Source organism: Bradyrhizobium algeriense, assembly GCF_036924595.1.
GTDB lineage: Bacteria > Pseudomonadota > Alphaproteobacteria > Rhizobiales > Xanthobacteraceae > Bradyrhizobium > Bradyrhizobium algeriense.
Genome location: NZ_JAZHRV010000001.1, coordinates 4,733,054 through 4,758,164 on the forward strand (window position 1 = coordinate 4,733,054; position 25,111 = coordinate 4,758,164).

The following is a 25,111-nucleotide window of genomic DNA, read 5'->3' on the forward strand; positions in this document are numbered from 1 at the left end:
CAAGGCTTCCATCAGATGCGCCCTACCGACCCGTTAGCGGCCGAGCGCCGCTTCGAGCGGACCCTTTGGCATGATGACGTCGAAGGCGATGTCGAAGGTGACGAACATCACGGCGGTGAACACGAAGGCGGTGAGCAACGATTTCCACAGCGCGATCTTGCCGACCATCCGCATGAAGCCGGCGATCAGGAGGAAGCTCGCGACATAGAGCCCGAGGAACTGCATGGCGAGGCAGAACAGCACCGTAGGCACGAACACCGCCATCACGCGGCGAAGCTGCGCCCGCGTCACGAAAACCTCGGAAGCCTCCCTGCGCGACAGGAACGCGGCGACCAGACCATAGAGGCTGGCGCCGGCGAGGATGATCGAGAGATAAAACGGAAAGTAGCCGGACTGCGGGCCGGTCGATTCCCAACCGGCTCCCGTCCGCCAGTTGTCGTATCCGAGTGTCGTTGCGAGCGCGAGCAACAGGAGGCAGACGACGACGTCGGCCGCGCGAACGCTCGTCACCGCAGGCGAGTCGGCTTCGGGTGCGGTCGGATCCTCGACGACGATTTCGATGTCGGTATTGGACATGGCGACGGTGACCCCCGATACGACAGACCTGAACGGGGATACGTGTCGACGTCGCCGGCGTCAATGTCCCGCGCTGCGCTCCGGGAATGCGCTCGCAAGTGCAGCACGCTCCGGGCGCAGCAGGCCGCGTTCGGTGATCAATCCCGTCACCAGCCGCGCCGGCGTGACGTCGAAGGCGTAATTGGCCACAGGCGAGCCTTCGGGAACCACGCGCACGGTCTCGACGCGCCCATCGGCGGTGCGGCCGGTCATGTTCGCCACTTCGTCGGCGCTGCGCTGCTCGATCGGAATCTGCCTGATGCCGTCATCGATACTAAAGTCGATGGTGGGCGATGGCAGTGCAACATAGAACGGCACGCCATTGTCGTGCGCGGCGAGCGCCTTCAGGTAGGTCCCGATCTTGTTGCAGACATCGCCATTGGCGGCCACCCGGTCGGTGCCAACTATCGCGAGATCGACCATGCGGTGCTGCATCAGATGGCCGCCGGTGTTGTCCGGGATCACCGTATGCGGCACGCCGTGGTGGCCGAGTTCCCAAGCGGTCAGCGAAGCGCCCTGATTGCGCGGCCGGGTCTCGTCGACCCAGACATGAACCTTCAGGCCGCGATCATGCGCCAGATAAATCGGTGCCGTCGCCGTGCCCCAGTCGACCGTCGCAAGCCAGCCGGCGTTGCAATGGGTCAGGACGTTGACGGGCTCGCCGGGCCGCTTCGTCGCCGTGATCTGCTCGATCAGCGCCAGACCGTGCCGGCCGATCCCCTGGTTGATCGTGACGTCCTCCTCGGCGATTTCGACTGCGCGCCGGTAGGCCGCCGCGACGCGTTCCGACGCCGGCAATGGCCGGAGCAAGCGCGCCATCTCGTCGAGCGCCCATTTCAGGTTGATCGCCGTCGGCCGCGCCGCCAGCAGCATGGCATAGGCGCGGTCGAGCGCCGCATCGGAAGCGTCGGTACGCATGGCGAGCGCCATGCCGTAAGCCGCCGTAGCGCCGATCAGCGGCGCGCCACGCACCAGCATGGAACGGATGGCCTCGGTCGCGTCCTCCGCGCTTGCGATGCGCGCCACCACGAATTCATGCGGCAATCGCCGCTGGTCGATCGCGCCGACCGTCCAGCCGTCGTCCTCGAGCCAGATGCTGCGAAAATGTCGGCCGTCGACCTTCATGAGTTCAACACCCTCCCCGCCACCGCATCGAGCCTGGCGAGTAGCCGCGGATCGCGCGCTTCCGGCGCCGTGATCAAGGCGGTGTCGAGCGCCTTGTCCGATCCAACAGGACACGGCTCATGCTCGCGCGGAAAATCCCTGGCGAGACGCGCGACGAGCCCCTTGGCCTTGCTGGCATTCGAGTTCAGCACGCGAATGATATCCTGCACGGTGACGGCGTCGTGATCGGGATGCCAGCAATCGAAATCGGTGACCATCGCCACACTGGCGTAACAGATCTCGGCCTCGCGGGCGAGTTTGGCCTCGGGCATGTTGGTCATGCCGATCACCGAATAGCCTTGCGCCTTGTAGGTCAGGCTCTCGGCGAGGCTGGAGAACTGCGGGCCTTCCATGCACACATAGGTGCCGCCCTGCACCGCGGCGATACCTTCGGCCTTGGCGGCCGCCGCCAGATGCACATGCAGCCGTGGCGACACCGGATGCGCCATCGAGACATGGGCAACACAGCCCCTGCCGAAAAACGAACTCTCGCGCCGGTAGGTGCGGTCGACAAACTGATCGACGAGGACAAATGTGCCGGGCGGCAGTTCCTCCCTGAACGAGCCGCAGGCCGACAGCGAAACCAGGTCGGTAACCCCCGCCCGCTTCAGCACGTCGATATTGGCGCGGTAGTTGATGTCGGAGGGCGACAGCACATGCCCCTTGCCGTGCCGCGGCAGGAACACGATCGGCAAGCCTCCGATCACGCCGCGCGTCAGGGCTGCGGACGGCTCGCCCCAGGGGCTCTTGATGGTCTCCTCGCGGACGTCCTCCAGCCCCGGCAGGTCGTAGATGCCGGATCCGCCGATGATGCCAAGCACGGCACGCGTCATGACTTCTCCCAGTCAGGATTTCACGCAAGATGTTCGACTATACTGCGGCGCAATAATCAAGCATTGTCGCGCGGTTGCAAGGGGTCTTCAAATGCCGACCACGAAGGACCGGGAAAAACGCCAGTCGATCATCGATGCCTGCCGCAGCATGAATGCGCTCGGCATCAACCAGGGGACATCAGGGAATATCAGCCTGCGCCATGGCGAGGGCCTGCTGATCACGCCGACCAGCACGCCCTACGAGGCGATGCAGCCCGAGCAGATCGTATTCATGGGCCTGGATGGCTCGCACGATGCCGCCCAGCGGCCGTCGAGCGAGTGGCGATTTCACCTCGACATCCTGAGAGCCCGGCCAGAAATCAATGCGGTAGTCCATGCCCACCCGATCTATTCGACGATCCTCGCCATCATGGGCCTGGAAATTCCACCGATCCACTACATGATCGCGTGTGCCGGCGGCGACACCATCCGCGTCGCGCCCTATGCGACCTTCGGCACGCAGGAGCTTTCGGAGCACGCCGTGCGCGCGCTGGAAGGCCGGCTGGCCTGCCTGCTGGAACACCATGGCATGATTGCGGTCGGCGCATCGCTGTCGAAAGCGATGTGGCTTGCCGTCGAAGTCGAAACGCTGGCCCGGCAATACCACGGCTGCCTGCAGATCGGGACACCGCGCCTGCTGCCGAAGGCCGAGATCGAAAACGTTCTCGGCAGGATCGCGGGATACGGCCCTGCCGACAAATAACGATCGGCTTATTTCGCGACGAAGCCCGCTTCGTTCATCAGCGCTGTGTTGAGCTTGTCGTCCTCCTCGAGGAACTTCAGCATGTCCTTGCCGGTGAGGAAGATCGGCTTCAGCGCCTGCTTCTCCATGTACTCCTTGTACTCCGAAGTCTGCGTCACCTTCTGGAACAGGTCGACATAGAACGCCTGTTGTTCCGGCGTCACCTTGCCGGGCAGAAACATCGCGCGCAGCATCAGATATTGCACGTCGAGCCCCTCCTCCTTGCAGGTCGGGACGTCGTTCCAAGATTGCGTCTCGGTGACTTTGGTCTTGTAGGCGATGCGCTCCTTGTCGAACACGCACAGCGCGCGGACCTGGCCGGCGCGCCAGACCTCGAGATTTTCGGATGGATTGTTGACGTTGGCCTCGGTGTGCTTGCCGACAAGTTGCGTCGCCGCCTCGCCGCCCGACTTGTACGGCAGATAGGAGAATTTCGCGCCGGTCTTCTGCTCCATGAACACGGTGAGCACGTGGTCCTCGCGCTTGGAGCCGGTGCCGCCCATCTTGAACGGCGAGCCTGCCGCCTTGGCGGCCGCGATGAAGTCCTTCACCGTCTTCGGTCCCTCGGCATTGTCCCACAGCACGAATTGATCCATCGCAACGACCGACACCGGCGTCAGGTCTCGCCAGTTGAAGGGGATCTTCGCCGACAGCGGCAGCATGTAGATAAGCGAATAGGCGATCAGGACCTTGTTGGGATCGCCGTCGCTCGACTTCATGTACATCAGCGCCTCGGCGCCCGACGCCCCGCCCTTGAGCGATACAACCATCGGCTGCTTCATCAGGTTGTTCTTCTGGATGGCCGCCTGCATCATCCGCGCCATCTGGTCGGACGCACCGCCCGCGCCGGCCGCGACCACGATTTCAACCGGCTTGGTCGGCTCCCAGGCGGCAAGCGCCGGGGTACTTGCGATCATGGCCGTCAAGGCGGCCGCGGCTTTCAGCATCTGTCCCACGAGGTTTCTTCCCTATGTATTTGCAAGACTTTGTAAAATCAGACTTGGCTGGTTGCTTGCCACATCTTGCGAGCGAACAGACGAGAGTTCAAGCTGCACCGCAATGTACCGCCCTATGACTTTCGCATGAGGCGCAAACCTTTCCCGCAGGAGGTTCGTAGCTACGTACAGCCGATTCAATCTCGCCGCTTTTCCGTTGCATGGCTGTGAGTGGGCCCATTTAATGCACGCTACAAGGTAAATCAGGGGGAGAAGCTGAATGAGAAGGATTTTGATAACCGTCCTCATGGGCGCGACGATAGCCCTCGCCGGGTGCGGACGGGATCCGGGACCGAAGGGGGATGCCGGCCCACAAGGACCAGCCGGGCCGCAGGGCGCGCAGGGCTTGCAAGGCGTGCCGGGCCCTCAAGGACAACAGGGCGCTCAAGGGCCACAGGGTCCCCAAGGGCCACAAGGACCGCAGGGCGCCCCCGGCGCAAAAGGCGATCCCGGACCGGCTAGCGCTTCCATCAGATCGGTTCAGGCGAGCGGCGAGGTCAGTTGCGATGCAAATGAAAATCTGGTGTCGGTGTTCTGTCCGTCCGGCGGTGCAGCCGATGGCGCCAAGTGCGGCACTGGTCCGGCCGTCGGTCTCTGTCTCAAAAAGTAGCCGTCCTACCGCGCCACGAACCGACGAATGACGGCCGGTGAAAAAGCATGAAGGCGTTCGCGATTGGTTTGCTCCTGGCCTGTCTTGCCACCGCCGCGGACGCCGGTTCTTCAATCATCGGCGCGGGTTCTCAAACCTGCACGGCGTGGACCAACCGCAAAAAGAATGCGGTCGTCAAAGGAAGTTTTGAATCCTGGTTGGTTGGATTTATCAGCGGCCTGAACATCAGCGGCGAACGGGACATGGTTGGCGGCGGCGACTTCGACGCGATCATTGCGTGGATGGATCAACGTTGCCTCACAACCCCTTCAGACAGAATAGGTATCGCGGCGCTCGACCTGGGCATGGAACTGGCAAAAAAGGCTGCCAGACCATAGTGAGCGGTTCTGACCGCTTGTCGCCCCGTTCGACTACTTGCCCTTCCAGTTCGGCGAGCGCTTGTTGAGGAACGCGTCCATTCCTTCGCGGAAATCCTCGCTCATGTAGGCGCGCAGGATCAGGTCTTCGCCCTCGTCGCGCGTCAGCGTCCGCCGGATGCGGCGCACCGCTTCCTTGGTGACTTCGAGCGTGATCGGCGCATGGCCGGCGACGAGCTTCGCCGTTTCGTCGGCGCGGCGCTGCAACGTCGCGACATCAGGCACCACTTCGTTGAGCAGCCCAAGCGCCAGCGCTTCCGGCGCCTCGACCAGCCGCGCCTTGAAGATCAGGTCCTTGGTCCGTGCGGGGCCGACCAACGAAACCAGCCTGGAAATATTCGACATCGACAGGCAGTTCCCGAGCGTGCGCGCGATCGGAAAGCCGATCCGCGTGGTCTCGGTGCCGATACGGATGTCGCAGCAGGCTGCGATCCCCGCGCCGCCGCCGGTGCAGGCGCCGGCAATGGCCGCGATCGTCGGCACCCGGCATGCTTCCAATGCGCCGAGCACACGATCGATCCGCGCCTCGTAGTCGAGCGCATCCTGCGCGGTCTTGAAGGCGCGGAACTGCGAGATGTCGGTGCCCGACGCGAACGCCTTGTCGCCCGCGCCGGTCAGGATCATCGCCTTGATCGATCGATCATTGTTGACGGTTTCGCAGATCGCCGCCATCTGTTCGTACATGGCAAAGGTCAGCGCATTGCGCGCCTGCGGACGGTTGAACGTCAGCCGGGCGATACCGTCCTCGACGGAATAAATCAGGTCTTCGGTCGCAGCTACCGGAGCGTTCATCGCAGCTCTCTCTGTTGTTGTTTCGGTCAAACGATCTCAGGCAACGGCAGCCTTCGGCATAGCGACGACGTCGCGTCCCTTGAGCACTTCCATCGCTGCCAGCACGCCGCCGCCGCGATGCGGTACCTTGGCGAGATCGAGGCCCATCTCGACGCCCGACAGCGTGCCCATCAGCATCAGGTCGTTGAAGTGCCCGATATGACCGATCCGGAACACCTTGCCCTTGATCTTGTTCAGGCCGGTGCCGAGCGACATGTCGAAGTTTTCCAACACGACCTTGCGGAAATTATCGGCGTCATGGCCTTCCGGCATGACGACGCCGGTCAGCGCAGGCGAGTGCGCGCCCTGCTCCTGGCATTGCGTTTCGAGGCCCCACACCTTGGCGGCGGCGCGCGTCGCGGCGCTGTGGCGCTTGTGCCGGGCGAAGACGTTCTCCAGGCCCTCTTCCTCGAGCATGTTGACCGCCTCGCGCAAACCGAACAGCAAATTGGTCGCGGGCGTATAGGGCCAAGTGCCCGCCTTGTTGATCGCGATGACCTCCTGCCAGTCCCAGTAGGACCGCATCGCGGGATTGGCCTTCGCCACGGCAAGCGCCTTTTCCGAGATGGCGTTGAAGCCGAGACCCGGCGGCAGCATCAGGCCCTTCTGCGAGCCGGCCACCGACACGTCGATGCCCCAGGCATCGTGCTCATACTCCAGCGAGCCGAGACCGGAGATGGTGTCGACCATCAGCAACGCGGGATGATTGACGCGATCGAGAATCTTGCGAACTTCCTGCGGATGGGTGACGCAGCCGGTCGACGTCTCGTTGTGAACCACGCACACGGCCTTGATCTTGTGCGCCTTGTCGGCCGACAGCCGCGCCTCGATCTGCTCGAGGTCGGCGCCGTGACGCCAGTCGCCGGGCAGGAAATCGACATCGACCTTGAACTTCTCGGCGATACCGCGCCACAGCACGGCAAACTGCCCGGTCTCCGCCATCAGAACCTTGTCGCCGGGCTGCAGAGTATTGACGAGGGCCGCCTCCCAGGCGCCAGTGCCGGACGACGGGTAGATGATCACCGGCTGCCTGGTGCGAAACACCCGCTGCATGGCCGCCAGCACGGCGTGGCCGACCTCGGCGAACTCGGGACCCCGATGGTCCATGGTCGGCATATCCATGGCCCGCAGCACCCGGTCCGGCACGTTGGTCGGTCCCGGAATCTGCAGAAAATGCCTTCCAGTATGCACGGTCATGGGCGTCCTTCCCGGTATTACCTTGGCGTTTCGAGCCGCTCGAATATCACCATTTGGCGGGCTTGTCGCCCGCCGGACGCAGCACGTCAATGCATAAGGAGCAGGGCTGGAGCGGCGCCCACCCGGGCAGGCCGGAGCTGCCGGCTAGCTGCCGACGACCTTGAGATGCGCCGGGGAATTGCCTTGCGGACGCTGCTCCAGATACTTCATCGCGGCATCGACGCCTCCGGAGCGGTGCGGTACGCCTGCGACCGACAAGCCCATCTCCACACCGGTCAACGCACCGAGCAGCGTGAGCTCGTTGCATTCACCGAGATGGCCGATGCGAAACACCTTGCCTGCGACCTTCGACAGGCCTGAGCCGAGCGACATGTTGAAGTTGTCGAGCACGACCTGACGGAATTGATCGGCGTCATGCCCCGGCGGCATCAGTACGGCGGTCAGCACAGGCGAATATTCCTGGGGCTCCTGGCACAACACCTCCAGCCCCCAATGATTGACCGCCGCTCGCGTCGCTGCGGCGAGCCGCTGGTGACGCGCAAACACATTATCGAGCCCCTCCTCGAGCAGCATCGCGATCGCCTCGCGCAGCCCGTAAAGCAGGTTTGTCGCCGGCGTGTACGGGAAGAAGCCCTTCGCGTTCGGCTTCAGCATTTCCTCCCAGTCGAAATAGGAGCGCGGCATCCGGTTGGTCCTGGCAGCGGCGCGGGCCTTCTCCGAGATCGCGTTGAAGCCGAGGCCGGGCGGCAGCATGAAACCCTTTTGCGAACAACTGACGCTGACATCGACCTTCCATTCGTCATGCCGGTAGTCGACCGACCCGAGCGAGGAGATGGTGTCGACCATCAACAAAGCGGGATGTCCGGTCCGGTCGATCGCGGCGCGTATGTTGGCGATACGACTTGTGGCGCCGGTCGACGTCTCGTTATGGACGACCATCACCGCCTTGATCGCGTGTTCGGCGTCATCTGTGAGTCTCGCCTCGATCTGGGCGGGGTCGGCGCCGCGACGCCAGTCCCCGGCAATGAAATCGACCTCGATCCCGAAGCGGCCCGCCATCTGGCGCCACAGGGTCGCAAAGTGGCCGGTCTCCACCATCAGGACCTTGTCGCCGGGCGAAAGCGTATTGACGATCGCGGCCTCCCAGGCGCCTGTCCCTGACGACGGGAAGATCATCACCGGTCCAGCGGTCTGGAAAATCCGCTGGCTACCCTCCAGCACCGCCCGCCCGAGTTCGGCGAATTGGGCGCTGCGGTGATCGATCACGGGCATGTCCATCGCGCGAAGAACCCGGTCCGGGACCGGGCTCGGCCCTGGAATCTGCAGAAAATGCCGTCCTTGCCGCATGATAACCTCCCAGGAAGCCCGTTTCGATCAACGCGCAGCTCATTTTGCATTCATTTTTTGTCTTTTCAATCTAATTTTGGTATTCGATTTAGGTCGTCGACGCCGCAGATTCCGCAAACTACTGTTATGCAAATGAAATCCACGATTCCCGAAGCCGGGGTGCCGATCGCCCAGTCCGACCGCCAGGAGGCCTCGCTTCACGGCGAAATCCTGCTGCGGCTTCGCGATTACGTCGTCGAAGGCAACATTCCAGAGGGTGCACGTGTTCCGGAACGGCAGCTCTGCGAGATGCTTGGAATCTCCAGGACGCCGCTGCGCGAGGCGCTCAAGGTCCTGGCTGCGGAGGGCCTGATCGAACTCCTTCCCAACCGCGGCGCACGCGTGCGCCAGCTTAGCGAGCGGGATCTGGAGGAGCTTTTCGACGTGATGGCTGGCCTGGAAAGCCTCGCCGGACGCCTTGCCTGCGAAGCCATCACAAACGAGGAAATCGTCGCGATCGAGCGGCTGCACTATGAGATGTACGGCCACTACCTCAATAGCGACATGCACGGCTATTTTCAGGTTAACCAGCGCATCCATGAGAGTATCGTTGCCGCCGCCCGCAACGAGACCCTGCGCGCGGCCTACGCCAGTTTTGCCGGCCGGATCCGCCGCGTCCGCTATTCCGCCAATTTTGCGCGCAAGCGGCAGCGCTGGGGCGAAGCCATGCGCGAGCACGAAGCGATCCTGGATGCGCTGCGCCGTCGCGCCGCAAGCGAGCTGAGCGACATCCTGTTCCAGCACTTGCGCAACAAGCGAGCCGCAGCCATTGAACATCTGGCCGTGGCACGGGATGCCACCGCAGCCGCGACTGCGGGCAGCTAGCTTGCCGATTATGAATTCATAATGTAATTCGTCCTGTAAAAAGTGCATAATCCCGTTGAGGGGTTACAACAGCCCTCTTGGATCGCTTTGGATTTGGGATGAAAAACGCCTCAACGCTCGAGCGACGCCTGCGGTCAGACCTGACCGGCGACGTCCTTTTCGACGCCATCGACCGCGGCCGCTACGCCACCGACGCGTCGTTTTACCAGATCATGCCACTCGGGGTCGTGATCCCCCGTACCATCGATGAGGCGCTGCGCGCGCTTGCGATCACCCGCGATGACGGCCTGATCGTCACCCCGCGCGGCGGCGGCACCTCACAGTGCGGCCAGACGGTCAACGGCGGGATTGTCGTCGACTTCTCCAAGCACCTGAACCGCATCCTCTCGCTAGATGTCGAGAACCGTACCTGCGTGGTCGAGCCCGGCATCGTGCTCGACGACCTCAATCGCCAGCTCAAAAAGCACGGGCTCTGGTTTCCGGTCGACGTCTCCACCGCCTCGCGCGCCACCATCGGCGGCATGGCCGGCAACAATTCCTGCGGCGGCCGTTCGCTGCGCTACGGCACCATGCGCGACAACACGCTATCGATGGATGCGGCGCTGGCCGACGGCACGCTTCTGCATTTCGGCGAGGTCCCGCGGGATCTGGCGCGGGTGAACTCGTCCCAGAGCGGGCTTGCGCTATTCCGTGACATGCTCGACCTCGGCGAGCGCGAGGCCGCCGAGATATCGGAGCGGTTTCCAAAGGTGCAGCGCCGCGTCGGCGGCTACAATCTCGATGCGCTGGTGCCGCGCAACGCGCCGAACAACATGGCGCATCTGCTGGTCGGCTCCGAGGGGACGCTGGCCTTCACCACGCAGGTCGAACTCAAGCTGTGGCCTGTGATCCGCAACAAGGTGCTGGGTGTCTGCCATTTCGGCAGTTTTTACGAAGCGATGGATGCGGCACAACATCTGGTGAAGCTGCGTCCGATCGCGGTGGAACTGGTTGATCGCACCATGATCGCGCTCGGGCGTGACATCGCGATGTTCCGGCCCGTAATCGAGGCGACCGTGCGCGGCGATCCGGATGCGCTGCTGATCGTCGAATTTGCGGAAGAGGATCAGCTCGACAATCTGCAAAAGCTAAAGCGGCTTTCCGAATTGATGGCAGACCTTGGCTTCGGCTGGAACCATCCGCAGCGCAAATGGGGTGGTGTGGTCGACGTCATAGAACCCGCGACGCAGACGGCAATCGCGGATTTCCGCACCTCCGGCCTTAACGTCATGATGTCGATGAAGCAGGAAGGCAAGCCGGTCTCCTTTGTCGAGGATTGCGCGGTGCCGCTGCCGCATCTCGCGGACTATACCGAACGGCTCAACGCCATCTTCGCCAGGCACGGCACGCGCGGCACCATGTATGCGCATGCGTCTGAAGGCTGCCTGCATGTGCGCCCTGTCCTCAATTTGAAGCTCGAAAAGGACGTCAAGGCGATGCGGGCCATCGCCCAAGAAACGTTCGAGATGGTGCGCGAATACAAGGGCTCGCACTCCGGCGAGCATGGCGACGGGCTGGTTCGTTCCGAATTTCACGAGGCGATGTTCGGCTCCCGCATCGTTGCCGATTTCCGGGAGGTCAAGCAGCGCTTCGATCCGGACAATCTGCTCAATCCCGGCAAGATCGTCGATCCGCCTAAAATGGATGACCGTTCGCTGTTTCGCTTTTCGCCGGACTATCGCATAGGCGAGCTGAAGACCGTGCTCGACTGGTCGGCCTATCCCGGCGCCGGCGGCGGCTTTCAGGGCGCCGTCGAGATGTGCAACAACAACGGCGCCTGCCGGAAGCTCGAGGGCGGCGTGATGTGTCCGTCCTATCGCGCGACCCGCAACGAAAAGGACGTCACGCGAGGCCGCGCCAATGCGCTGCGGCTGGCGATCTCGGGCCAGCTCGGGCCGGATGCCCTAGCCTCCGACGAGATGATGGATACGCTCAAACTCTGCGTATCCTGCAAGGCTTGCCGTCATGAATGCCCGACCGGCGTCGACATGGCCAAGATGAAGATCGAGGTGCTGGCTGCGCGCGCAGAGAAGCACGGCCTTTCGCTGCGCGACCGGTTAGTCGGCTATCTGCCGCGCTATGCGGATCTCGCCTCCCGCTTCGCTCCCCTCGCCAACTGGCGTAACAACAGTCCGTTGCTGCGTGCGCTGTTCGAGAAGTTTGCCGGCATCAGCGCGAAGCGCGCCCTGCCCGCATTCCGCCGCGACGTGTTCAAGGCCGGCGCTGAGGTCTTCGGCGCCGCGGATGGCCATGAGGTCGTGCTGTTCGCCGATACGTTCAACCGCGCCTATGAGCGCGAGAATCTCGACGCCGCGTTGCGTGTTTTGGTTGAAGGCGGATATCGCGTGCATATGCCAAGACCTGTCGACCGCGCCCGTCCGCTGTGTTGCGGGCGGACGTTCCTCTCAGCCGGCCTGGTCGAACAGGCGCGCAGCGAACTGGATCGTCTGGTGGCGACTTACGCCCCATTCGCCGCGCGCGGCGTGCCGATCGTGGGGCTGGAGCCGAGCTGTCTGCTGACGCTTCGCGACGAGCTGCTCTCGCTGCGCTCGGACAAAGACGCAAAGACCGTCAGCGCACACGCATTACTGTTCGAGGAGTTTCTGGTTCGCGAGGCGGAAGCCGGCCGCCTGAAACTGCCACTTGGCGCCATGCCGGCGAAAGCGCTGGTTCACGGCCACTGCCATCAAAAATCATTCGGCGCGTTCAAGCCGGTCGAAAAAATACTTCGCCTCATTCCAGATCTCAGTGTCGAAATCATCGAATCCAGTTGTTGCGGCATGGCCGGCGCGTTCGGCTACGCCGCCGACACCTATCAAGCCTCGATGGAAATGGCCGAGCTGTCGCTGCTGCCGGCCGTTCGCCGCGCCGATGCGGCCACGCTGATCGTTGCCGACGGTACCTCCTGCCGACACCAGATCAAGGATGGCACGAACCGTGCAGCACTGCACGTCGCCCGGGTGCTCGCGATGAGCCTCGACAGTGCGCGGCCCAACCAGTAATCCCCACTCAATCGCAAAGGAACTTATTCATGGCCGAACTTACCCTCGACGTCGCCCGCAAGATTCTCGATGCCGCCCTTTCCAAGGGCGTCGAGAAGAAACTGAAGCCGCTGGTCATCACCATCCTTGATGCCCGCGGCTGTGTGAAGGTCACGGCGGCGCAGGATGGCACCAGCCTGATGCGGGCCGAGATCGCGCACGGCAAGGCTTATGGCGCGCTCGCGATGGGCATGGGATCGCGGGCGTTGTTCCAGCGCGCCCAGGAGCAGGCCTACTTCGTCAGTGCGGTGAACACGATGGCCCAAGGCCGCCTTGTGCCAGTGCCCGGCGGCGTGCTGATCCAGGGCGATGGAGGCCTGCTCGGCGCCGTCGGCGTCAGCGGCGACACGTCCGACAATGACGAGGCTTGCGCGGTCGCTGGCATCGAAGCCGCCGGACTGAAAGCGAATGTGGGGTAAACGTCGTCTACGCCCCCGATTGATCTTGGCTGACCGCCTCGTGCGTTGATGGCAAGAACCAGCGGTCGAGCAGTGTCTCCACCTCGGGCCGTGTCAGATCTCGATCGCGGCCGGGATCTGTCCCCACGTTGGTTTCCTCGATATACAAGGCCGCCAGCCGCGCAGCGCCGAGGACGTTGCTCGTATTTGCCCTCCTCCAATTCAAGATAAGAACGGACGCCCCTTCGGGAACCTCGTCATTGGAACTCGTTTCGGATGTAGAAAGCCGACTTGGCAACTACACATGCGTATTGTAGTTTATCGGCGGCGCTTCCTTGGCGGGGACAAGTCATGATCGAAGCCATTCTGCTGATTGTTGGCGCATACATCATCACGGCCGAAATTGTTCGACGGTGGCGCGAGGCCGCCGAACGCGCGAAGTCGAGGAATAACCGCGCATAAGGGCTGCCTCGGTCGTGTCCGTGGAGGCTATGGAACCGTCCTATCGAGCTATTTGCCCGGCCATGATGGCTTGCGCTTTTCGCCGAACGCCTTGAGGCCCTCCTTGGCGTCTTCCGTCATCGCCAGCAGCGCGATCTGGCTTTCGGTATAGGCGATGCTCTCGTCGAACGACATCGAGGCGATCGCCCGCATGGCGTATTTGCCGCGTCGGATCGCGGTCGGCGACTTGTCGACGATGCGGCTGATCAACCAATCGACCTTGGCGTCCAGTTCAGCCGAGGGCACCACGTAGTTCAGGAGGCCGGCTTCCTTGGCCGTGTGCGCGTCGAAAGGCTCGCCGGTCAGCGACCATTCGCTGACCAGCCGCTTCGGCGCGATCGACTGCAGCAGGCTGAGCACCTGCATCGGGAACACGCCGACCTTCACTTCGGGTAGACCAAAAATCACATGATCGGCGGCGACCGCCATGTCGGTCATGCACAACAGTCCCATGCCGCCGGCCATGCAGACGCCGCCCACGCGGGCGATCGCGGGCTTGGTGGCGTTCTGCGACAGCCGCAGCAGATCGGCGTAGTCGACATTCGGCCGGGAATAATCCATCGCGAAGGCAGCGCCGCTGTGCTGCAGATCGGCACCCGCGCAAAACGCCTTGTCGCCCGCGCCGGTCAGCACGATAACGCGGACCTCCTTGTCGTCATGCGCTTCGCGATAGCCGCGGGCGATGCCGGCGACCACATCGGTATTGATGGCGTTGCGCTTGTCGGGCCGATTGATGGTAATCCAGAACGCCTGTCCGCGCTTTTCGCGTATCACGCTGCTCGTGTCGGTCATTGTCCTGCTCGCCTGGTTTGCCGTTGCACGGCAAGCATTTGCGGCAGGATGGCAGCGGACTGCAAGCGGGAATTAGCCGGCGGGCGCAGCCTTCGTCACCCAGACCTTGTTGTCATGGAATGCCGCGCCACCGATGGGAGCAACAGCCTCAGCTCCGGTCAGCATGTTGATGCCGCGGCCGCCGATATGCGCCTTGTTCGGATGGATGGATTCGGCGATCAGCACGCCGCGGCGTACACCGTCAAATACTTTCACGGTCAGCGTGGTTTCGCCCCGCATGTTGCCGAGCGTCACGGCATCGCCATCGGCAATCGAAAGGCTTGAGGCGTCTTCGGGGTGCATCATCACTGTCGGCGCACCCTCGCGAGCCTGCGATCCCGGCGTCTCGTTGAAACTGGTGTTGAGATAGCTGCGCGACGGCGAAGTGGCGAGGCGGAACGGATGTTTCTCATCCGCCTCCTCGATGATCGTCCAGTGATCGGGCAACGAGGGCATCTCGGCCCAGGGACCCAAGCCCGGATTGCCGACGGGCGGGTGCGCCCAGTCGGCCTTGAAGTGGAACTTCTTGTCAGCGTGCGCGAAGCCGTCGAGATAATGCGAGGTGCGAAAATCCGGCTGGATATCGCGCCATAGATCCGCTTCCAGCGTTTCGATATCGCCGTGGCCGCTCTTTTTCAGCGTCGCATCGATTAGTTCGCGCGGCGACATCTCAAAACCCGGGTGCACGGCGTTGAGGCGACGGCCGAGGCCTTGCAGCACCTCATGGTTGGAACGGCACTCGCCGGGCGGATCGATCAGCTTGGCGCCGACCGAAATATGCTGGTGCCCGCCACCGTAATAGACGTCGTCGTGTTCCATGAACATCGTGGCCGGAAGCACGATGTCGGCCATGGCGGCCGTCTCGGTCATAAACTGCTCATGCACCGCGACGAACAAATCCTCGCGCGCGAAGCCCTGACGCACGAGTGCCTGTTCGGGCGCCACCGTCACCGGGTTGGTATTCTGGATCAGCATCGCCTTGACCGGCGGTCCACCCTTCAAGGCTTCGGCGTCGCCGGTTAGGATACGCCCGATCAGGGACTGATCGAGCCAGCGGGTCGTGCGGTCGATTGCGTCATGCCCCTCGATGATGGATTCGTCGAACTTCCAGATCGAAGCATTGTTGAAGAAGGCGCCGCCACCTTCATACTGCCAGGCGCCAGTCACCGCCGGGATGCACAGCGCTGCATGCATCTGCGCCGCTCCGTTGCGGCTGCGCGTGAAGCCGTAGCCGAGGCGGAAGAACGAACGTTTGGTTTGGCCGACAACGCGCGCGAACGCCTCGATTTCTTCCACCGGCACGCCCGAGATCGCTGAAGCCCATTCCGGCGTGCGGGTCTTAAGGTGCGCCTCGAGTTCGTCAGGACAATCGGTGTAGCGATCCATATAGGCGCGATCCGCGTAACCCTCGCGGAACAACACGTTCATGACGCCGCAAGCGAAGGCGCCATCGGTGCCCGGCCGGAGCAGTATCTTGATATCGGCCTGCTTCATCGTATCGTTGTTGTAGACATCGATCGCCGCGATCTTCGCGCCGCGCTCCTTGCGGGCGCGCGAGGCGTGGGTCATCACGTTGACCTGGGTATTCACCGGGTTGGTGCCCCAGATCACAACGAGATCGGAGACCCCCATCTCGCGCGGGTCGACGCCAGCGATCTTGCCAGTGCCGATAGCAAACCCGATGCGCGCGATAGTCGCACAGATGGTGCCGTAGAAACGGGAATACTTCTTCACATGCGCGAGGCGATTGATGCCGTCGCGCATGACGAGCCCCATGGTGCCGGCGTAGTAATAGGGCCAGACAGACTGAGCGCCGAATTCACGCTCGGCCTGATCGAAACGCGCGGCGATTTCGTCCAGCGCTTCATCCCAGGAAATTCGCGCGAACTGGCCGGAGCCTTTGGGTCCAGTGCGGCGCATCGGGTAGAGCAGCCGGTCGGGATGATGAATGCGCTCGGCGTAGCGCGCGACCTTCGCGCAGACGACACCGGCGGTATAGGTCTGCAGCTTGGAGCCCCGAACCCGGCCGATCGAACGGCCTTCGATCACTTCGATGTCGAGCGCACAGGCCGACGGACAATCGTGCGGACAGGTGGAGTGGCGGATAGCGACCTTGGCATGCTGGTTCATGCGTTTCTAGGTAACATCAAACGCCGCGGTCGCCGAGAGGGTTTGTCAGGCAGTACACCTGCAAAAACGGCCTTTAGCCATGCATCAGGCGCCCAAATAGGCGCCGCCATTGGTGTGGATGGCCTGCCCGTTTATGTAGCGCGCGCCGGGCCCGCACAGAAAACGCACGGTTACAGCGACGTCTTCCGGCAGGCCCCGATTGCCGGTGATGGTCTGATGGATCAAATGATGCGCCGGCTCCGGTTTGTCCTTGGGCCGTGGCGTGCCGATCAACCCGGGAACCACGCAGTTCGCGGTGATACCGTCATCGGCAAGATCGTGGGCCAGCGCCCGGGTCAGGCCAATGATGCCCGCCTTCGCCGTCACCACATGCGCGCGGTTCTTCGCGCCCGTATGCGCGCTGAGGCCGCCGATATTGACGATGGTCCCCTCACCTGACTTGCGCAGCGCCGGCAGGCAGGCCTTTACGCAGTGAAACGTTCCATCGAGGGTGACATCGAGGATTTCGCGCCACCCCGCGTAGTCCATCTCGGCGAAGGGTTTTTCGCGCCGCAGCGCCGCGTTGTTGACAAGGATATCGATACGGCCGAAATGCTTCACGGCGGCATCCGCCATGGCCTGCACTGCCATGGCGTCGGCGACGTCGCCGATATGAACCAGCGCCTTGCCACCGGCGGCCTCGATCTCGCGCCCAACCGCGTCCGCCTCGGCGCGATTGCTGCGTGCATTGACCACGATGGACGCACCGCCCTCCGCCAGGGTCAGGGCGATCGCGCGGCCGATGTTGCGGCCCGCGCCGGTGACGACAGCGACCTTGCCGGCGAGTTCCTGCGTCATGAGTCGCTACCCGCGCAATGAGGAAAGATCGATACGGCCATTATATAGCCCCGCCATCAGTTTCAACGCTGCATCGCTTTGTGCAGCGCTCCAGCCGCCGTGCTCGGCGTTGAGCAAAAACTTGTCGGTCACGTCCTGCCGCGTCAGTGGCTCCTGCGCGCCGCCCAGCAAATATGGTTGCCGCTCTTCCACCACGCTGCCATCCCTGAGGGTGGCGCGGATGTGGCCGGTGTAACTGTTCGGATAGGGATTGTCCGGGTCGATCCCAAATTTCACCTTGGCGGCAAGCGCCAGCACGCGCTCATCGCGGATCGCGTTTTCGGTGAATGCACCGAGTCCGACGCCGCCATGCACGAAGCCGGTAGCCAGCAGATAAGGCACGGCGAATTTCGCGGCATAGCCGTTGCGGGGATGTTGCTTGTCGGCGAGCGGCTCCCATAGCCGGTGCACCGTTCCCTCCGCCACCTCGCAGACGATCCCGGCAACGTCCTCGGGCTTGATGCCGCGCGCGCCGAGCCGGCGCGCGCAATCGATATAGGGCTGCGCCATGGTCCCGCATGGATAAGGCTTGAACGCCAGCGTATCCGTCACCCAGCGCGTGCCAAAATCGCCGGTCAGCGCGTCATAATCGCCCTCCGTAGTGTGCGCGAAGCCGTAGAACAGCCCGTGCACGCCCTCGAACACCGTGCGCGGGCCAACGAACCCTGCCCGTGCCAACAGCGCCGCGCGGATACCCGACTGCGCCGCCCATCCGGCATGCAGACGTTTGGTCCAGGCACCTTCCGCGAGGTATTCGATAATGCCGCCAGCCATGCTGCCGGCGACGCCGAGCGCATCGACGATCTGCCTGGCATTGAGGCCGAGCGACGCACCGACACCGGCGGCCGCGCCCATCGCGCCGAAGATTGCCGTCGGATGAAAGCCGGCCTTATGGACGGCTTTCGGCACCACGAGGCTCAACCGGCACAGCACTTCGGTGCCGACGGCGATCCCGATCAGCGCCATGCGACCGTCAGGATTATGCCGCTCGCAGGCGGCGAGCACCGCCGGCACGATCACGGCGCCGGCATGCACCGGGCCTCCCTCAAAAGTGTCGTCGAAATCCTCGCCATGTGCGGCCGTGCCGTTGACGAAGGCGGCGCCTGCCGCATTCAGGGTGCGCTTGTGCCCGATCGCCGTGCAGGGACCATCATCGTCGTAACCCGCCAACGCGCTTCTGACGTAGGCCTCGTTGCGCGCGGTGACACATAGCCCGACTACGTCGATCAGCAGCTCCTCGCATTTGCGCACGGTTGCGGCCGGCAATGCGCCGCCTTGCAGTGCGACGATCTTTTCGGCCAGCGCTTCGGCGACCGAAGTCTCAGGCAGTCCGGAGGCCATAGCGGTCAAATGCGGAAGATTTTTGTGTAGCGAGCCTTGATCGACTCGCTCTCCTTCTCCACCGCCGCGGCGTCGTCCTTCATGGTCTTGATGTCCTTGAGCGACTTGCGCCCCGCCTTCTCGACGGTTTGAGAATGCACCGAGCGGAGGCCGCCGACATCGATGATCAGCTGCTGGGCCTCCCGGCTGAGACTGAACGACTGAAACAGCCTTGCCGCGTTCGGATTGGGCGCATCCTTGAAGACGCCGTTCGGTCCGATGATCAGCGGCGACCCTTCCGTGGCATATACTGGCTCGACCGGACGGCCGGCCTCCTTCATCTGGAAGATGTTGTATTCGTTGCCGTCCGCCATCACCGCGCGCTCGCCGAGATCGAGCTTCTTCGGCGGATCGGCCGACGACTGCACCTGCATGATGTTCTGCTTGGCAAGCTGTTCGAAGAAGCTCCAGCCGAGATCGCGTTGCATCTGGTAGGTCGCGGTCATGATGGTGCCGCTATAGCCGGGATGTGCCTTGACGATCTTGCCCTTCCATTTGGGGTCGAGCAGATCGGCAAAACTCTTCGGCGCGTCCTCCGCTTTCACCAGATTGGTGTTGTAGGCAATGATGCTGAGCCAGACGCGGAAGCTGGCAAACTGGCCGTCCGGGTCCTTGTGCTCGGCCGGATAATATTTTGCGACCTCCTCCGGCACGTAAGGCGCCAAAATGCCGTCGCGTTTCCAGACAATGAAATGCGCGGCATCGGACGAGTTCACGATATCGACGGCATGGATGTTGCTGGAATATTCCTGGCCGATGCGCTGGAACACGCGTCCGCGCCGGTGCGCTCGACGCGGACGGCGATGCCCGGGTATTTCGCCTCGAACGCCTTGGCCAGCTTCTCCGCGACCGGCAAATCGGTCGAGGTGTAATATATGACCTTGCCTTCTTTCTTCGCCGCGTCGATCAGCGCCGGGGTCACCGCTTCCGGCGGCGGCGCAGCGGCCATCACGCGCGTGGAGAATGCTGCGCCCGCGAGAGCAGCACCGGCGCCAGCCAGCATATGGCGGCGTGAAATCCCTGGGTGTTTCATGTTTTCGAATCCCCGCGCTGTCGGCGAAGTTAGATACCCCTGATCCCCCGCATTATTCCTATGGATGGCCCGCTGTCCATCGCCGGCAGCGTCTGGCGATGGCCGCTAAGCCTAAATGCTACTGCGCGGGACAGCCCGCGCCGGTCTTCACCCAGGCTTCGACCAGGGCACCGGCCTGCTTTTGCGTCCCCGGCGCGGGGCTGCGGCCTCCGCCGGGGACCCAGGCCCAACCAACCAGCGTGTCTTCGCCGATATGATGGATGAGTTCCTCGACCTTGCGTCCGCCGTTGCGTGCGGGGTCCTTGAGCTGCGCGCAGATTTCGGCAACCGTCTTGCCCTCCCACGCCATTTCGCGCGGCGCGAGATGCCATTCCGGATGGCCCGGCATGCGGCCGGGTTCGAAGTTCGCATGCTTGTGACAACTTGAGCAGCGCATCGCCGGAAGGCCATGACCGTCCGCGCCGCGCGTGACCGGCGGTTGGTGCAGCCGGCCCTCGTCGCCTTGCCGCGGCCGATCGGTTGCGGGATGGCAATTCGTGCAGCGCGGATGGGTCAGCACCTTGCCCAGTTCGGTAAACATGGCCGCCGATCGCGCATCCGTATCCGATATCAACGCGAAGCTTTCCGGGCTTGCAAGCGATTGCGGTGCGGTTTGGGAAATGGCGTAACCGGTAAACATGCTCGCCGCGACCGCAAGCACGGCGACCGCAAGCTGAAACCGCAATTCCGATTTCATATCGATTGCCCCTGGCGTTCGCTTACTGGTTGGCCACGAGATAGCGCCTGGAATCTGCGAGGATCACATCCCGCACGGCTTCGTGGTATTTGATGTAGCCGGTGCAGCGGCAGATATGGCCATCGAGCGCTTCGGCAATCGTGTTTTCGAGATCAGCGCGCTTCACGGGCGCCTTGGCCAGACGCTCCAGCAGAACCTGGCCCTCATTGAGGAAGCCCGCGGTGCAATAGCCGCACTGGAAGGCGAAGTGCCGGATGAAGGCCTTTTGCAGCGCCGTTAGTTCGTCGCCCTTCGCATGTCCTTCGACGGTGCGGATGGTCTTGCCGTCAAAACTTGCCGCCGAGGCGACACAGGTCGGGCTGGTGTAGCTCGTGCCATCGGGATCGTCGACGATCACGGCGCAACTCAGGCACTGCGCGGCACCACAGCCGAACTTGGTGCCAGTCATGCCGAGATACTCGCGCAAAAAATCGTTCATCGAAAGTTCGTCGCGCACCTCCACCGGTCCGTGCGCCCGGCCGTTGATCGTGAGGCTCAATTTAGTCACGCCAAAACTCCCTTGAGTAGGTTTGCCGTCACCGGCAGGGACTGAAACCGGCGGCCGGTCGCGTCGAAAATCGCATTCAGGATGGCGGGCACCACCGGAACCATGACGACTTCCGCCATGCCCTTCGGCGGCTCATCCGGGGTCAGTGGCGGCAGCATTTCGATTTCGAGGTCATGCAGCGGCAGGTCCGATCCGCGCGCGACGAGGTATTGCCCGAGATTCCACCGGCCGTTGCCGGGGCCGCCTTCAAAGCGCGGCAGCGTCTCCAGCAGGGCATAGCCGACACCCATCGCGAAGCCGCCTTGCGCCTGCCCCATCACCACCTCAGGCACGAGCGCCTGGCCGCATTCGAATACGCTATAGGCCTTGGCGATGCGCAGCGCGCCGGTCGCGCGCTCGATCTCGATACGAACCAGCGTGCCGCACATCGAGGTATAGCTGGTGCCGATCCGGTTGTTGTCGGTCGGTGGGAATTTGACGCTGACGCGGTTGATGCGCTCGAACTTGCCGTTGCCTCTGCGCAAGGCCAGCGCGTCGATATCGGCGCGATATTGTTCGCCAAAAAGGAGAAAACGCGCGCGCGACCATGCCCAGCGGGAAAAGCTGTGGGCCACGGCGCCGGTCACGAGGTTGCGCGCATGCGCTCTTGCGGCGAGGGTCGGCAGCGGCAATGGCGCAAGACCGGGCACGACGAGATGCCCGTCCTTCCATTGCGCCTTCGCCCAATCCTTTGCGCGCGGATCATTCGGCGCGATGCGCCATAGTTCCAGCGCCGCCGGCCACAGGCCGAAACGGAAGATGACGCGCGCGGCTTCGGCGACCGAGTGGGTACCGACATGCGCGCCGATCGAGGCACTGGTCGCCGAGCTGATGGCGGGCACCCAGCGCGGATTTTTCTCCGCAGCGTCCTGTGTCTTCTGGTCCATCGTGTAGGGATCACCCGATGTGACCAATCCGAGGGCGTCATAGGTGTCGACACGCGCCACCGAGACTTCGTCAGCGACCACACCGAGATGGATCGCGACCCGGTTGGCAAGCGCGGTGCCGATGCCGTTGCCCATCTCGGTATGATCGCCATAGATCGTGATCTTGCCGTCGGGAGACAGCTCGACACGCCCCAGCGAACAATCGGCGCCGGTGCCATAGTCCTTGGTCACACACGCAACACCGGTACCGACGAGCATGCCCTGCGCCGCGGCGGATTTCTGCTGCGCGCGCTGCTGCCAGATCGGATGCTTCTCGAGCTTATCCAGGATTTCAATGGTGCGGACCGAAACGCCGTAGGGATTGCCGGTCATGGTCCGTCCCTTGGGCGCGAGCGCATTGCGCCGCCGGAACTCGATCGGATCAAGCGGCAAGGCAGCCGCCACTTCGTCGATCAGCGCCTCCAGCGCCGTCATCGTCTGCAGCGTGCCGTAACCGCGCATCGATCCCGCAGTCACGCCGCGTGAATGAACGGCGACCGTAGTCACGTCGACCTTCGGCACATCATAGATGCCGATCGCGGCGGTCGCGCCGCAGGTTGCGACATTGACCGAGAAATTGGCCAGGCCGCCGCCATCGAGAACGTGGTCCGCAGCGAAAGCCTGAATTTTTCCGCTTCCCCGGTCAACGCCGATCCGCGACCGCATCTTGAAGGCGTGGCGCTTGATGCCGCCCTGAAACTGCTGATACCGGTCATGCGCCAGCCGCACGGGATGACCGGGGAAGAACATCGCCGCCAGCGCCACATACAGCACAAACGGCGTGTGATCGCGGCCGCCGAAGCCGCCGCCCATATAGGTGAACTGGGTATTGATCCGCGCCGGCTTGAAGGGAGCGCGGGCCTCGCCAAGCATATGCGCGATCGACTCCGCCGCCTCATAGGGCGACTGCACGCCAAGCACGAGCTCAAGGCTTGCGCCGTTCCTGCTGTACCACGCGAGGCCAGTCTCCGGTTCGAGAAACATCGGATCGACCGATTGCGTCTCGAATTCGCGATCGAGCACCAAAAGATTCGGATTTTCAGCCGCGAGTTCAGCGCGGATCCGTTCGCCATGGATCGCGGCCTTGGCGTAGGAAGCCTCGGTGTCCTTCGCGGCCGGTGACCATATCGGAAGCGGCACGTTCTGGGAGCGTCCCGGGCTGACCCAGCCGGCCATGATCGGCGAATAGACGTCGGGCGCTTCCGGTGTCGGGCCCGCCACGCGCGTGAACCGATAGGCGCCATAGGCCGGCATAGCGACGGGGCCGGTCTCCTCGCCGAGCCTCACGAACTTTCCATCGCGCAATGCGAGGCGCGCCTGATCGAAGGCGTCGAACGTCTCGAATATCAACAGCCCGACGGGCTGCTCCAGATAGAGCGGTGTCTTGCCCAGCGGACAGAACAGGTCGCCGGTATAAAATTCGGGAACGCGGGCGCCGATCTTGTCGAGATCGGCTGATGTCACCACGACCGACGGTTTCATCGCGCCGCCAAGCCGCGCGAGATCCATTCCGAGATAGACGTGTGTCGCATCCGGCGCGCGGATCAGCATCGCGTGCGAGGTATTGGCCGGCCAGCCCGGAAGATCGGCGGCGCGGAAGTCGGATGCGTAGAGCTTCGCGCCGGTTACCTTGGCCGTGCCATCGACCCGCCCCGCGCCATCGGCGGCCGGGTTCCAGTTCGCGCGCCCCGGAAGCGACGCGCGCGGGGGCAAGGAGGCCGCGTCCGCTGATCCCAAACGCGACAGGCTGAGCGCGATGCCGCCCGCCGATGCCCAATTCAAAAACTCGCGTCGCGAAGGCTGCATGCTCTCAACCTTTTGCCCGAACTATTTCAGATCGGCGATGGTCGCAGGCCCCGGCCCCGGCGTGACCAGTGTCGGCCACTGCTTCGAGCCAAAGGGAACGACGGGCGGCAGGAACGGTGTCATGCCGCGCTTGCCGGTCTCGGCGATGATCGCCGCACGCGCATCGCCGCCCATCAGTTCGTAATCCATCAGATGGTAATTGCCGAAGAACAGCGCTCCGACGGAGCGGTCGGCGATGATGCGGGTCAGCGATTCCAGCATGTCGGCCGGCGTGGTCGTGAAGGAAATCGTCTCGATCAATAACAGGCGGTTATTGATGGCGTCGGGGCCGAAGAATTGCGCCAGCACGCTGAACAGCACGTTGTTCTGGCGCGCGACGTAGATCGTGTTGCTGGCGGCATAGGTCTTGTCCCAGTCGGCCCCGAGCTGCTTCTTCCATTCGGCCAGCACCGTCATCCAGTGTGCGACCTGCGTCTGGGCCGCCCAGGCAACGTTCTTCGCCAGATATGGCGCCTGTTTCTTGCCGAAAGCTTCGAGTGCAGCGAATGGAATGACGCCTCTGGCAACGCATTCGTCCATGAAGGCGATGTTGTTCTGCAGGATGGTGCGGTTGTTGTCGCGCCAGCCCGGCTCCATCGGTGTCGCATCGAGGACGTCGAGCGCCGACTGCATGCGGCTGCGATAGGCCAGCATCGAGCCGCGCCAGGACTTGTCATCGCCATTATCGATGTAGGGACCGACGACCTGGGCCAACGCCATCGTGCTGTGGCCGACAGACTTGAGCAATTGATATACGATCGGCACCTGCGGCGCGTCGATCGGCGCCATACCCGGTCGATAGAGGATCATCCGGCCGCCAGCGCCTGAGAACAAACCCAGGATCACCGGATGCTTGCCCAGGATGTTCTTCTGGAAAATCTTTGCTGCATCGCCATAGAGCTCGAACATGCCGGTGTTGAGCGCCAGCATATCCCTGGTCGCGACATCCGACGACGTTCCGGCGGTCTTGCCGGATATCGGCGCCATATAGGCTGGAAGCGTCTGGGCGTTGGCCACGGCACAGCTGCAGAGCATGATCGCAACGGCGGCCAGACTGGGTGATATCCTCATGTCATGCTCCTTGTGGCGATCCACTGAATTACATGCGCTGACGAATATCTGATTCTGGGACTAGC

At 63.2% G+C, this 25,111-nt stretch carries 21 protein-coding genes and 1 pseudogene; 5 read left to right on the plus strand and 17 right to left on the minus strand.

The annotated features are described in order from the left end of the window. Positions 1–33 precede the first annotated feature (33 nt). The 3 genes from V1286_RS22875 to V1286_RS22885 are packed head-to-tail and all read right to left on the minus strand — an operon-like array spanning position 34 to position 2,612. Positions 34–576: a tripartite tricarboxylate transporter TctB family protein gene (locus tag V1286_RS22875; RefSeq protein ID WP_334482915.1), complete on the minus strand. Its 543-nt coding sequence runs from the start codon at positions 574–576 to the stop codon at positions 34–36. Between the two features lie 60 nt (positions 577–636). Beyond that, positions 637–1,740, minus strand: coding sequence for an S-methyl-5-thioribose-1-phosphate isomerase (gene mtnA / locus V1286_RS22880; RefSeq protein WP_334482918.1), 1,104 nt, complete (start codon positions 1,738–1,740; stop codon positions 637–639). Continuing rightward, entirely contained in the window at positions 1,737–2,612 is an 876-nt protein-coding gene (locus V1286_RS22885) for an S-methyl-5'-thioadenosine phosphorylase (RefSeq protein ID WP_334482921.1), read from the minus strand. Before V1286_RS22885 ends, mtnA begins: the two co-directional genes overlap by 4 nt. A gap of 91 nt (positions 2,613–2,703) precedes the next feature. Between V1286_RS22885 and V1286_RS22890 the strand changes: the two genes are divergently transcribed. Beyond that, positions 2,704–3,354 (plus strand): class II aldolase/adducin family protein, encoded by a 651-nt coding sequence (locus tag V1286_RS22890; protein WP_334482924.1) that lies wholly within the window; start codon positions 2,704–2,706, stop codon positions 3,352–3,354. 8 nt (positions 3,355–3,362) lie between these two features. Here the strand turns inward: V1286_RS22890 and V1286_RS22895 are convergent, their stop codons facing one another. Continuing rightward, positions 3,363–4,340 carry a Bug family tripartite tricarboxylate transporter substrate binding protein gene (locus V1286_RS22895; RefSeq protein ID WP_417021276.1) on the minus strand — a complete coding sequence of 326 codons (978 nt, stop codon included), beginning with the start codon at positions 4,338–4,340 and terminating at the stop codon, positions 3,363–3,365. Positions 4,341–5,045: 705 nt separating this feature from the next. Between V1286_RS22895 and V1286_RS22900 the strand changes: the two genes are divergently transcribed. Next, positions 5,046–5,375 carry a hypothetical protein gene (locus V1286_RS22900; protein WP_334482929.1) on the plus strand — a complete coding sequence of 110 codons (330 nt, stop codon included), beginning with the start codon at positions 5,046–5,048 and terminating at the stop codon, positions 5,373–5,375. A 33-nt stretch (positions 5,376–5,408) separates the two neighbouring features. Here V1286_RS22900 and V1286_RS22905 read toward each other — a convergent pair whose 3' ends face one another. The 3 genes from V1286_RS22905 to V1286_RS22915 form a co-directional block, all read right to left on the minus strand. Continuing rightward, complete coding sequence (locus V1286_RS22905; protein WP_334482931.1) at positions 5,409–6,206, minus strand: enoyl-CoA hydratase/isomerase family protein; 798 nt, start codon at positions 6,204–6,206, stop codon at positions 5,409–5,411. Between the two features lie 36 nt (positions 6,207–6,242). Beyond that, positions 6,243–7,442, minus strand: a complete 1,200-nt coding sequence (locus V1286_RS22910) for a pyridoxal-phosphate-dependent aminotransferase family protein (RefSeq protein WP_334482933.1) — start codon at positions 7,440–7,442, stop codon at positions 6,243–6,245. Positions 7,443–7,586: 144 nt separating this feature from the next. Further along, on the minus strand, positions 7,587–8,789 hold the full coding sequence (locus tag V1286_RS22915) for a pyridoxal-phosphate-dependent aminotransferase family protein (protein WP_334482935.1): 1,203 nt from the start codon (positions 8,787–8,789) through the stop codon (positions 7,587–7,589). A gap of 132 nt (positions 8,790–8,921) precedes the next feature. Here V1286_RS22915 and V1286_RS22920 point away from each other — a divergent pair, with 132 nt between their 5' ends. The 3 genes and pseudogenes from V1286_RS22920 to V1286_RS22930 all read left to right on the plus strand — a co-directional run bounded on the left by V1286_RS22920 (position 8,922) and on the right by V1286_RS22930 (position 13,152). Beyond that, complete coding sequence (locus V1286_RS22920) at positions 8,922–9,653, plus strand: GntR family transcriptional regulator (RefSeq protein WP_334489837.1); 732 nt, start codon at positions 8,922–8,924, stop codon at positions 9,651–9,653. A 98-nt stretch (positions 9,654–9,751) separates the two neighbouring features. Further along, a pseudogene (locus tag V1286_RS22925) lies at positions 9,752–12,728 on the plus strand (FAD-binding and (Fe-S)-binding domain-containing protein); the annotation flags it as partial. Further along, positions 12,724–13,152, plus strand: a complete 429-nt coding sequence (locus V1286_RS22930; protein WP_334482939.1) for a GlcG/HbpS family heme-binding protein — start codon at positions 12,724–12,726, stop codon at positions 13,150–13,152. The pseudogene V1286_RS22925 and the gene V1286_RS22930, both read left to right, overlap by 5 nt. 489 nt (positions 13,153–13,641) lie before the next feature. Here the strand turns inward: V1286_RS22930 and V1286_RS22935 are convergent, their stop codons facing one another. The 10 genes from V1286_RS22935 to V1286_RS22980 form a co-directional block, all read right to left on the minus strand. Continuing rightward, complete coding sequence (locus V1286_RS22935) at positions 13,642–14,424, minus strand: enoyl-CoA hydratase/isomerase family protein (protein WP_334482941.1); 783 nt, start codon at positions 14,422–14,424, stop codon at positions 13,642–13,644. 72 nt (positions 14,425–14,496) lie between these two features. Then, complete coding sequence (locus tag V1286_RS22940; RefSeq protein ID WP_334482943.1) at positions 14,497–16,593, minus strand: molybdopterin oxidoreductase family protein; 2,097 nt, start codon at positions 16,591–16,593, stop codon at positions 14,497–14,499. A gap of 84 nt (positions 16,594–16,677) precedes the next feature. Continuing rightward, positions 16,678–17,430 (minus strand): 3-oxoacyl-ACP reductase family protein, encoded by a 753-nt coding sequence (locus V1286_RS22945; protein WP_334482946.1) that lies wholly within the window; start codon positions 17,428–17,430, stop codon positions 16,678–16,680. A gap of 6 nt (positions 17,431–17,436) precedes the next feature. Further along, complete coding sequence (locus V1286_RS22950) at positions 17,437–18,810, minus strand: MmgE/PrpD family protein (RefSeq protein ID WP_334482948.1); 1,374 nt, start codon at positions 18,808–18,810, stop codon at positions 17,437–17,439. A 5-nt stretch (positions 18,811–18,815) separates the two neighbouring features. Continuing rightward, positions 18,816–19,619, minus strand: a complete 804-nt coding sequence (locus tag V1286_RS22955; RefSeq protein WP_334482950.1) for an ABC transporter substrate-binding protein — start codon at positions 19,617–19,619, stop codon at positions 18,816–18,818. Beyond that, a complete protein-coding gene (locus V1286_RS22960) occupies positions 19,562–19,882 on the minus strand; it encodes a hypothetical protein (RefSeq protein ID WP_334482952.1) in 321 nt (106 codons plus the stop codon). Before V1286_RS22960 ends, V1286_RS22955 begins: the two co-directional genes overlap by 58 nt. Before the next feature lie 118 nt (positions 19,883–20,000). Further along, positions 20,001–20,618, minus strand: a complete 618-nt coding sequence (locus V1286_RS22965; protein WP_334482954.1) for an Isoquinoline 1-oxidoreductase subunit — start codon at positions 20,616–20,618, stop codon at positions 20,001–20,003. 22 nt (positions 20,619–20,640) lie between these two features. Continuing rightward, positions 20,641–21,165, minus strand: coding sequence for a (2Fe-2S)-binding protein (locus tag V1286_RS22970; RefSeq protein ID WP_334482956.1), 525 nt, complete (start codon positions 21,163–21,165; stop codon positions 20,641–20,643). Next, a complete protein-coding gene (locus tag V1286_RS22975; RefSeq protein WP_334482957.1) occupies positions 21,162–23,936 on the minus strand; it encodes a xanthine dehydrogenase family protein molybdopterin-binding subunit in 2,775 nt (924 codons plus the stop codon). The genes V1286_RS22970 and V1286_RS22975 overlap by 4 nt, the downstream gene beginning before the upstream one ends. A gap of 21 nt (positions 23,937–23,957) precedes the next feature. Further along, the gene (locus V1286_RS22980) at positions 23,958–25,046 is read right to left on the minus strand and encodes a hypothetical protein (protein WP_334482959.1); all 1,089 of its coding nucleotides are present in this window, start codon (positions 25,044–25,046) and stop codon (positions 23,958–23,960) included. Positions 25,047–25,111 lie beyond the last annotated feature (65 nt).

What these genes read in the sequence shown, in the direction of transcription:
- V1286_RS22960 (WP_334482952.1), bottom strand. Translation starts at nt 19,882, where the DNA reads ATGAAACACCCAGGGATTTCACGCCGCCATATGCTGGCTGGCGCCGGT.
- V1286_RS22945 (WP_334482946.1), bottom strand. Translation starts at nt 17,430, where the DNA reads ATGACGCAGGAACTCGCCGGCAAGGTCGCTGTCGTCACCGGCGCGGGC.
- V1286_RS22910 (WP_334482933.1), bottom strand. Translation starts at nt 7,442, where the DNA reads ATGACCGTGCATACTGGAAGGCATTTTCTGCAGATTCCGGGACCGACC.
- V1286_RS22920 (WP_334489837.1), top strand. Translation starts at nt 8,922, where the DNA reads ATGAAATCCACGATTCCCGAAGCCGGGGTGCCGATCGCCCAGTCCGAC.
- V1286_RS22875 (WP_334482915.1), bottom strand. Translation starts at nt 576, where the DNA reads ATGTCCAATACCGACATCGAAATCGTCGTCGAGGATCCGACCGCACCC.
- V1286_RS22980 (WP_334482959.1), bottom strand. Translation starts at nt 25,046, where the DNA reads ATGAGGATATCACCCAGTCTGGCCGCCGTTGCGATCATGCTCTGCAGC.
- mtnA (WP_334482918.1), bottom strand. Translation starts at nt 1,740, where the DNA reads ATGAAGGTCGACGGCCGACATTTTCGCAGCATCTGGCTCGAGGACGAC.
- V1286_RS22950 (WP_334482948.1), bottom strand. Translation starts at nt 18,810, where the DNA reads ATGGCCTCCGGACTGCCTGAGACTTCGGTCGCCGAAGCGCTGGCCGAA.
- V1286_RS22890 (WP_334482924.1), top strand. Translation starts at nt 2,704, where the DNA reads ATGCCGACCACGAAGGACCGGGAAAAACGCCAGTCGATCATCGATGCC.
- V1286_RS22885 (WP_334482921.1), bottom strand. Translation starts at nt 2,612, where the DNA reads ATGACGCGTGCCGTGCTTGGCATCATCGGCGGATCCGGCATCTACGAC.
- V1286_RS22935 (WP_334482941.1), bottom strand. Translation starts at nt 14,424, where the DNA reads ATGACCGACACGAGCAGCGTGATACGCGAAAAGCGCGGACAGGCGTTC.
- V1286_RS22940 (WP_334482943.1), bottom strand. Translation starts at nt 16,593, where the DNA reads ATGAACCAGCATGCCAAGGTCGCTATCCGCCACTCCACCTGTCCGCAC.
- V1286_RS22895 (WP_417021276.1), bottom strand. Translation starts at nt 4,340, where the DNA reads ATGCTGAAAGCCGCGGCCGCCTTGACGGCCATGATCGCAAGTACCCCG.
- V1286_RS22900 (WP_334482929.1), top strand. Translation starts at nt 5,046, where the DNA reads ATGAAGGCGTTCGCGATTGGTTTGCTCCTGGCCTGTCTTGCCACCGCC.
- V1286_RS22915 (WP_334482935.1), bottom strand. Translation starts at nt 8,789, where the DNA reads ATGCGGCAAGGACGGCATTTTCTGCAGATTCCAGGGCCGAGCCCGGTC.
- V1286_RS22975 (WP_334482957.1), bottom strand. Translation starts at nt 23,936, where the DNA reads ATGCAGCCTTCGCGACGCGAGTTTTTGAATTGGGCATCGGCGGGCGGC.
- V1286_RS22930 (WP_334482939.1), top strand. Translation starts at nt 12,724, where the DNA reads ATGGCCGAACTTACCCTCGACGTCGCCCGCAAGATTCTCGATGCCGCC.
- V1286_RS22905 (WP_334482931.1), bottom strand. Translation starts at nt 6,206, where the DNA reads ATGAACGCTCCGGTAGCTGCGACCGAAGACCTGATTTATTCCGTCGAG.
- V1286_RS22965 (WP_334482954.1), bottom strand. Translation starts at nt 20,618, where the DNA reads ATGAAATCGGAATTGCGGTTTCAGCTTGCGGTCGCCGTGCTTGCGGTC.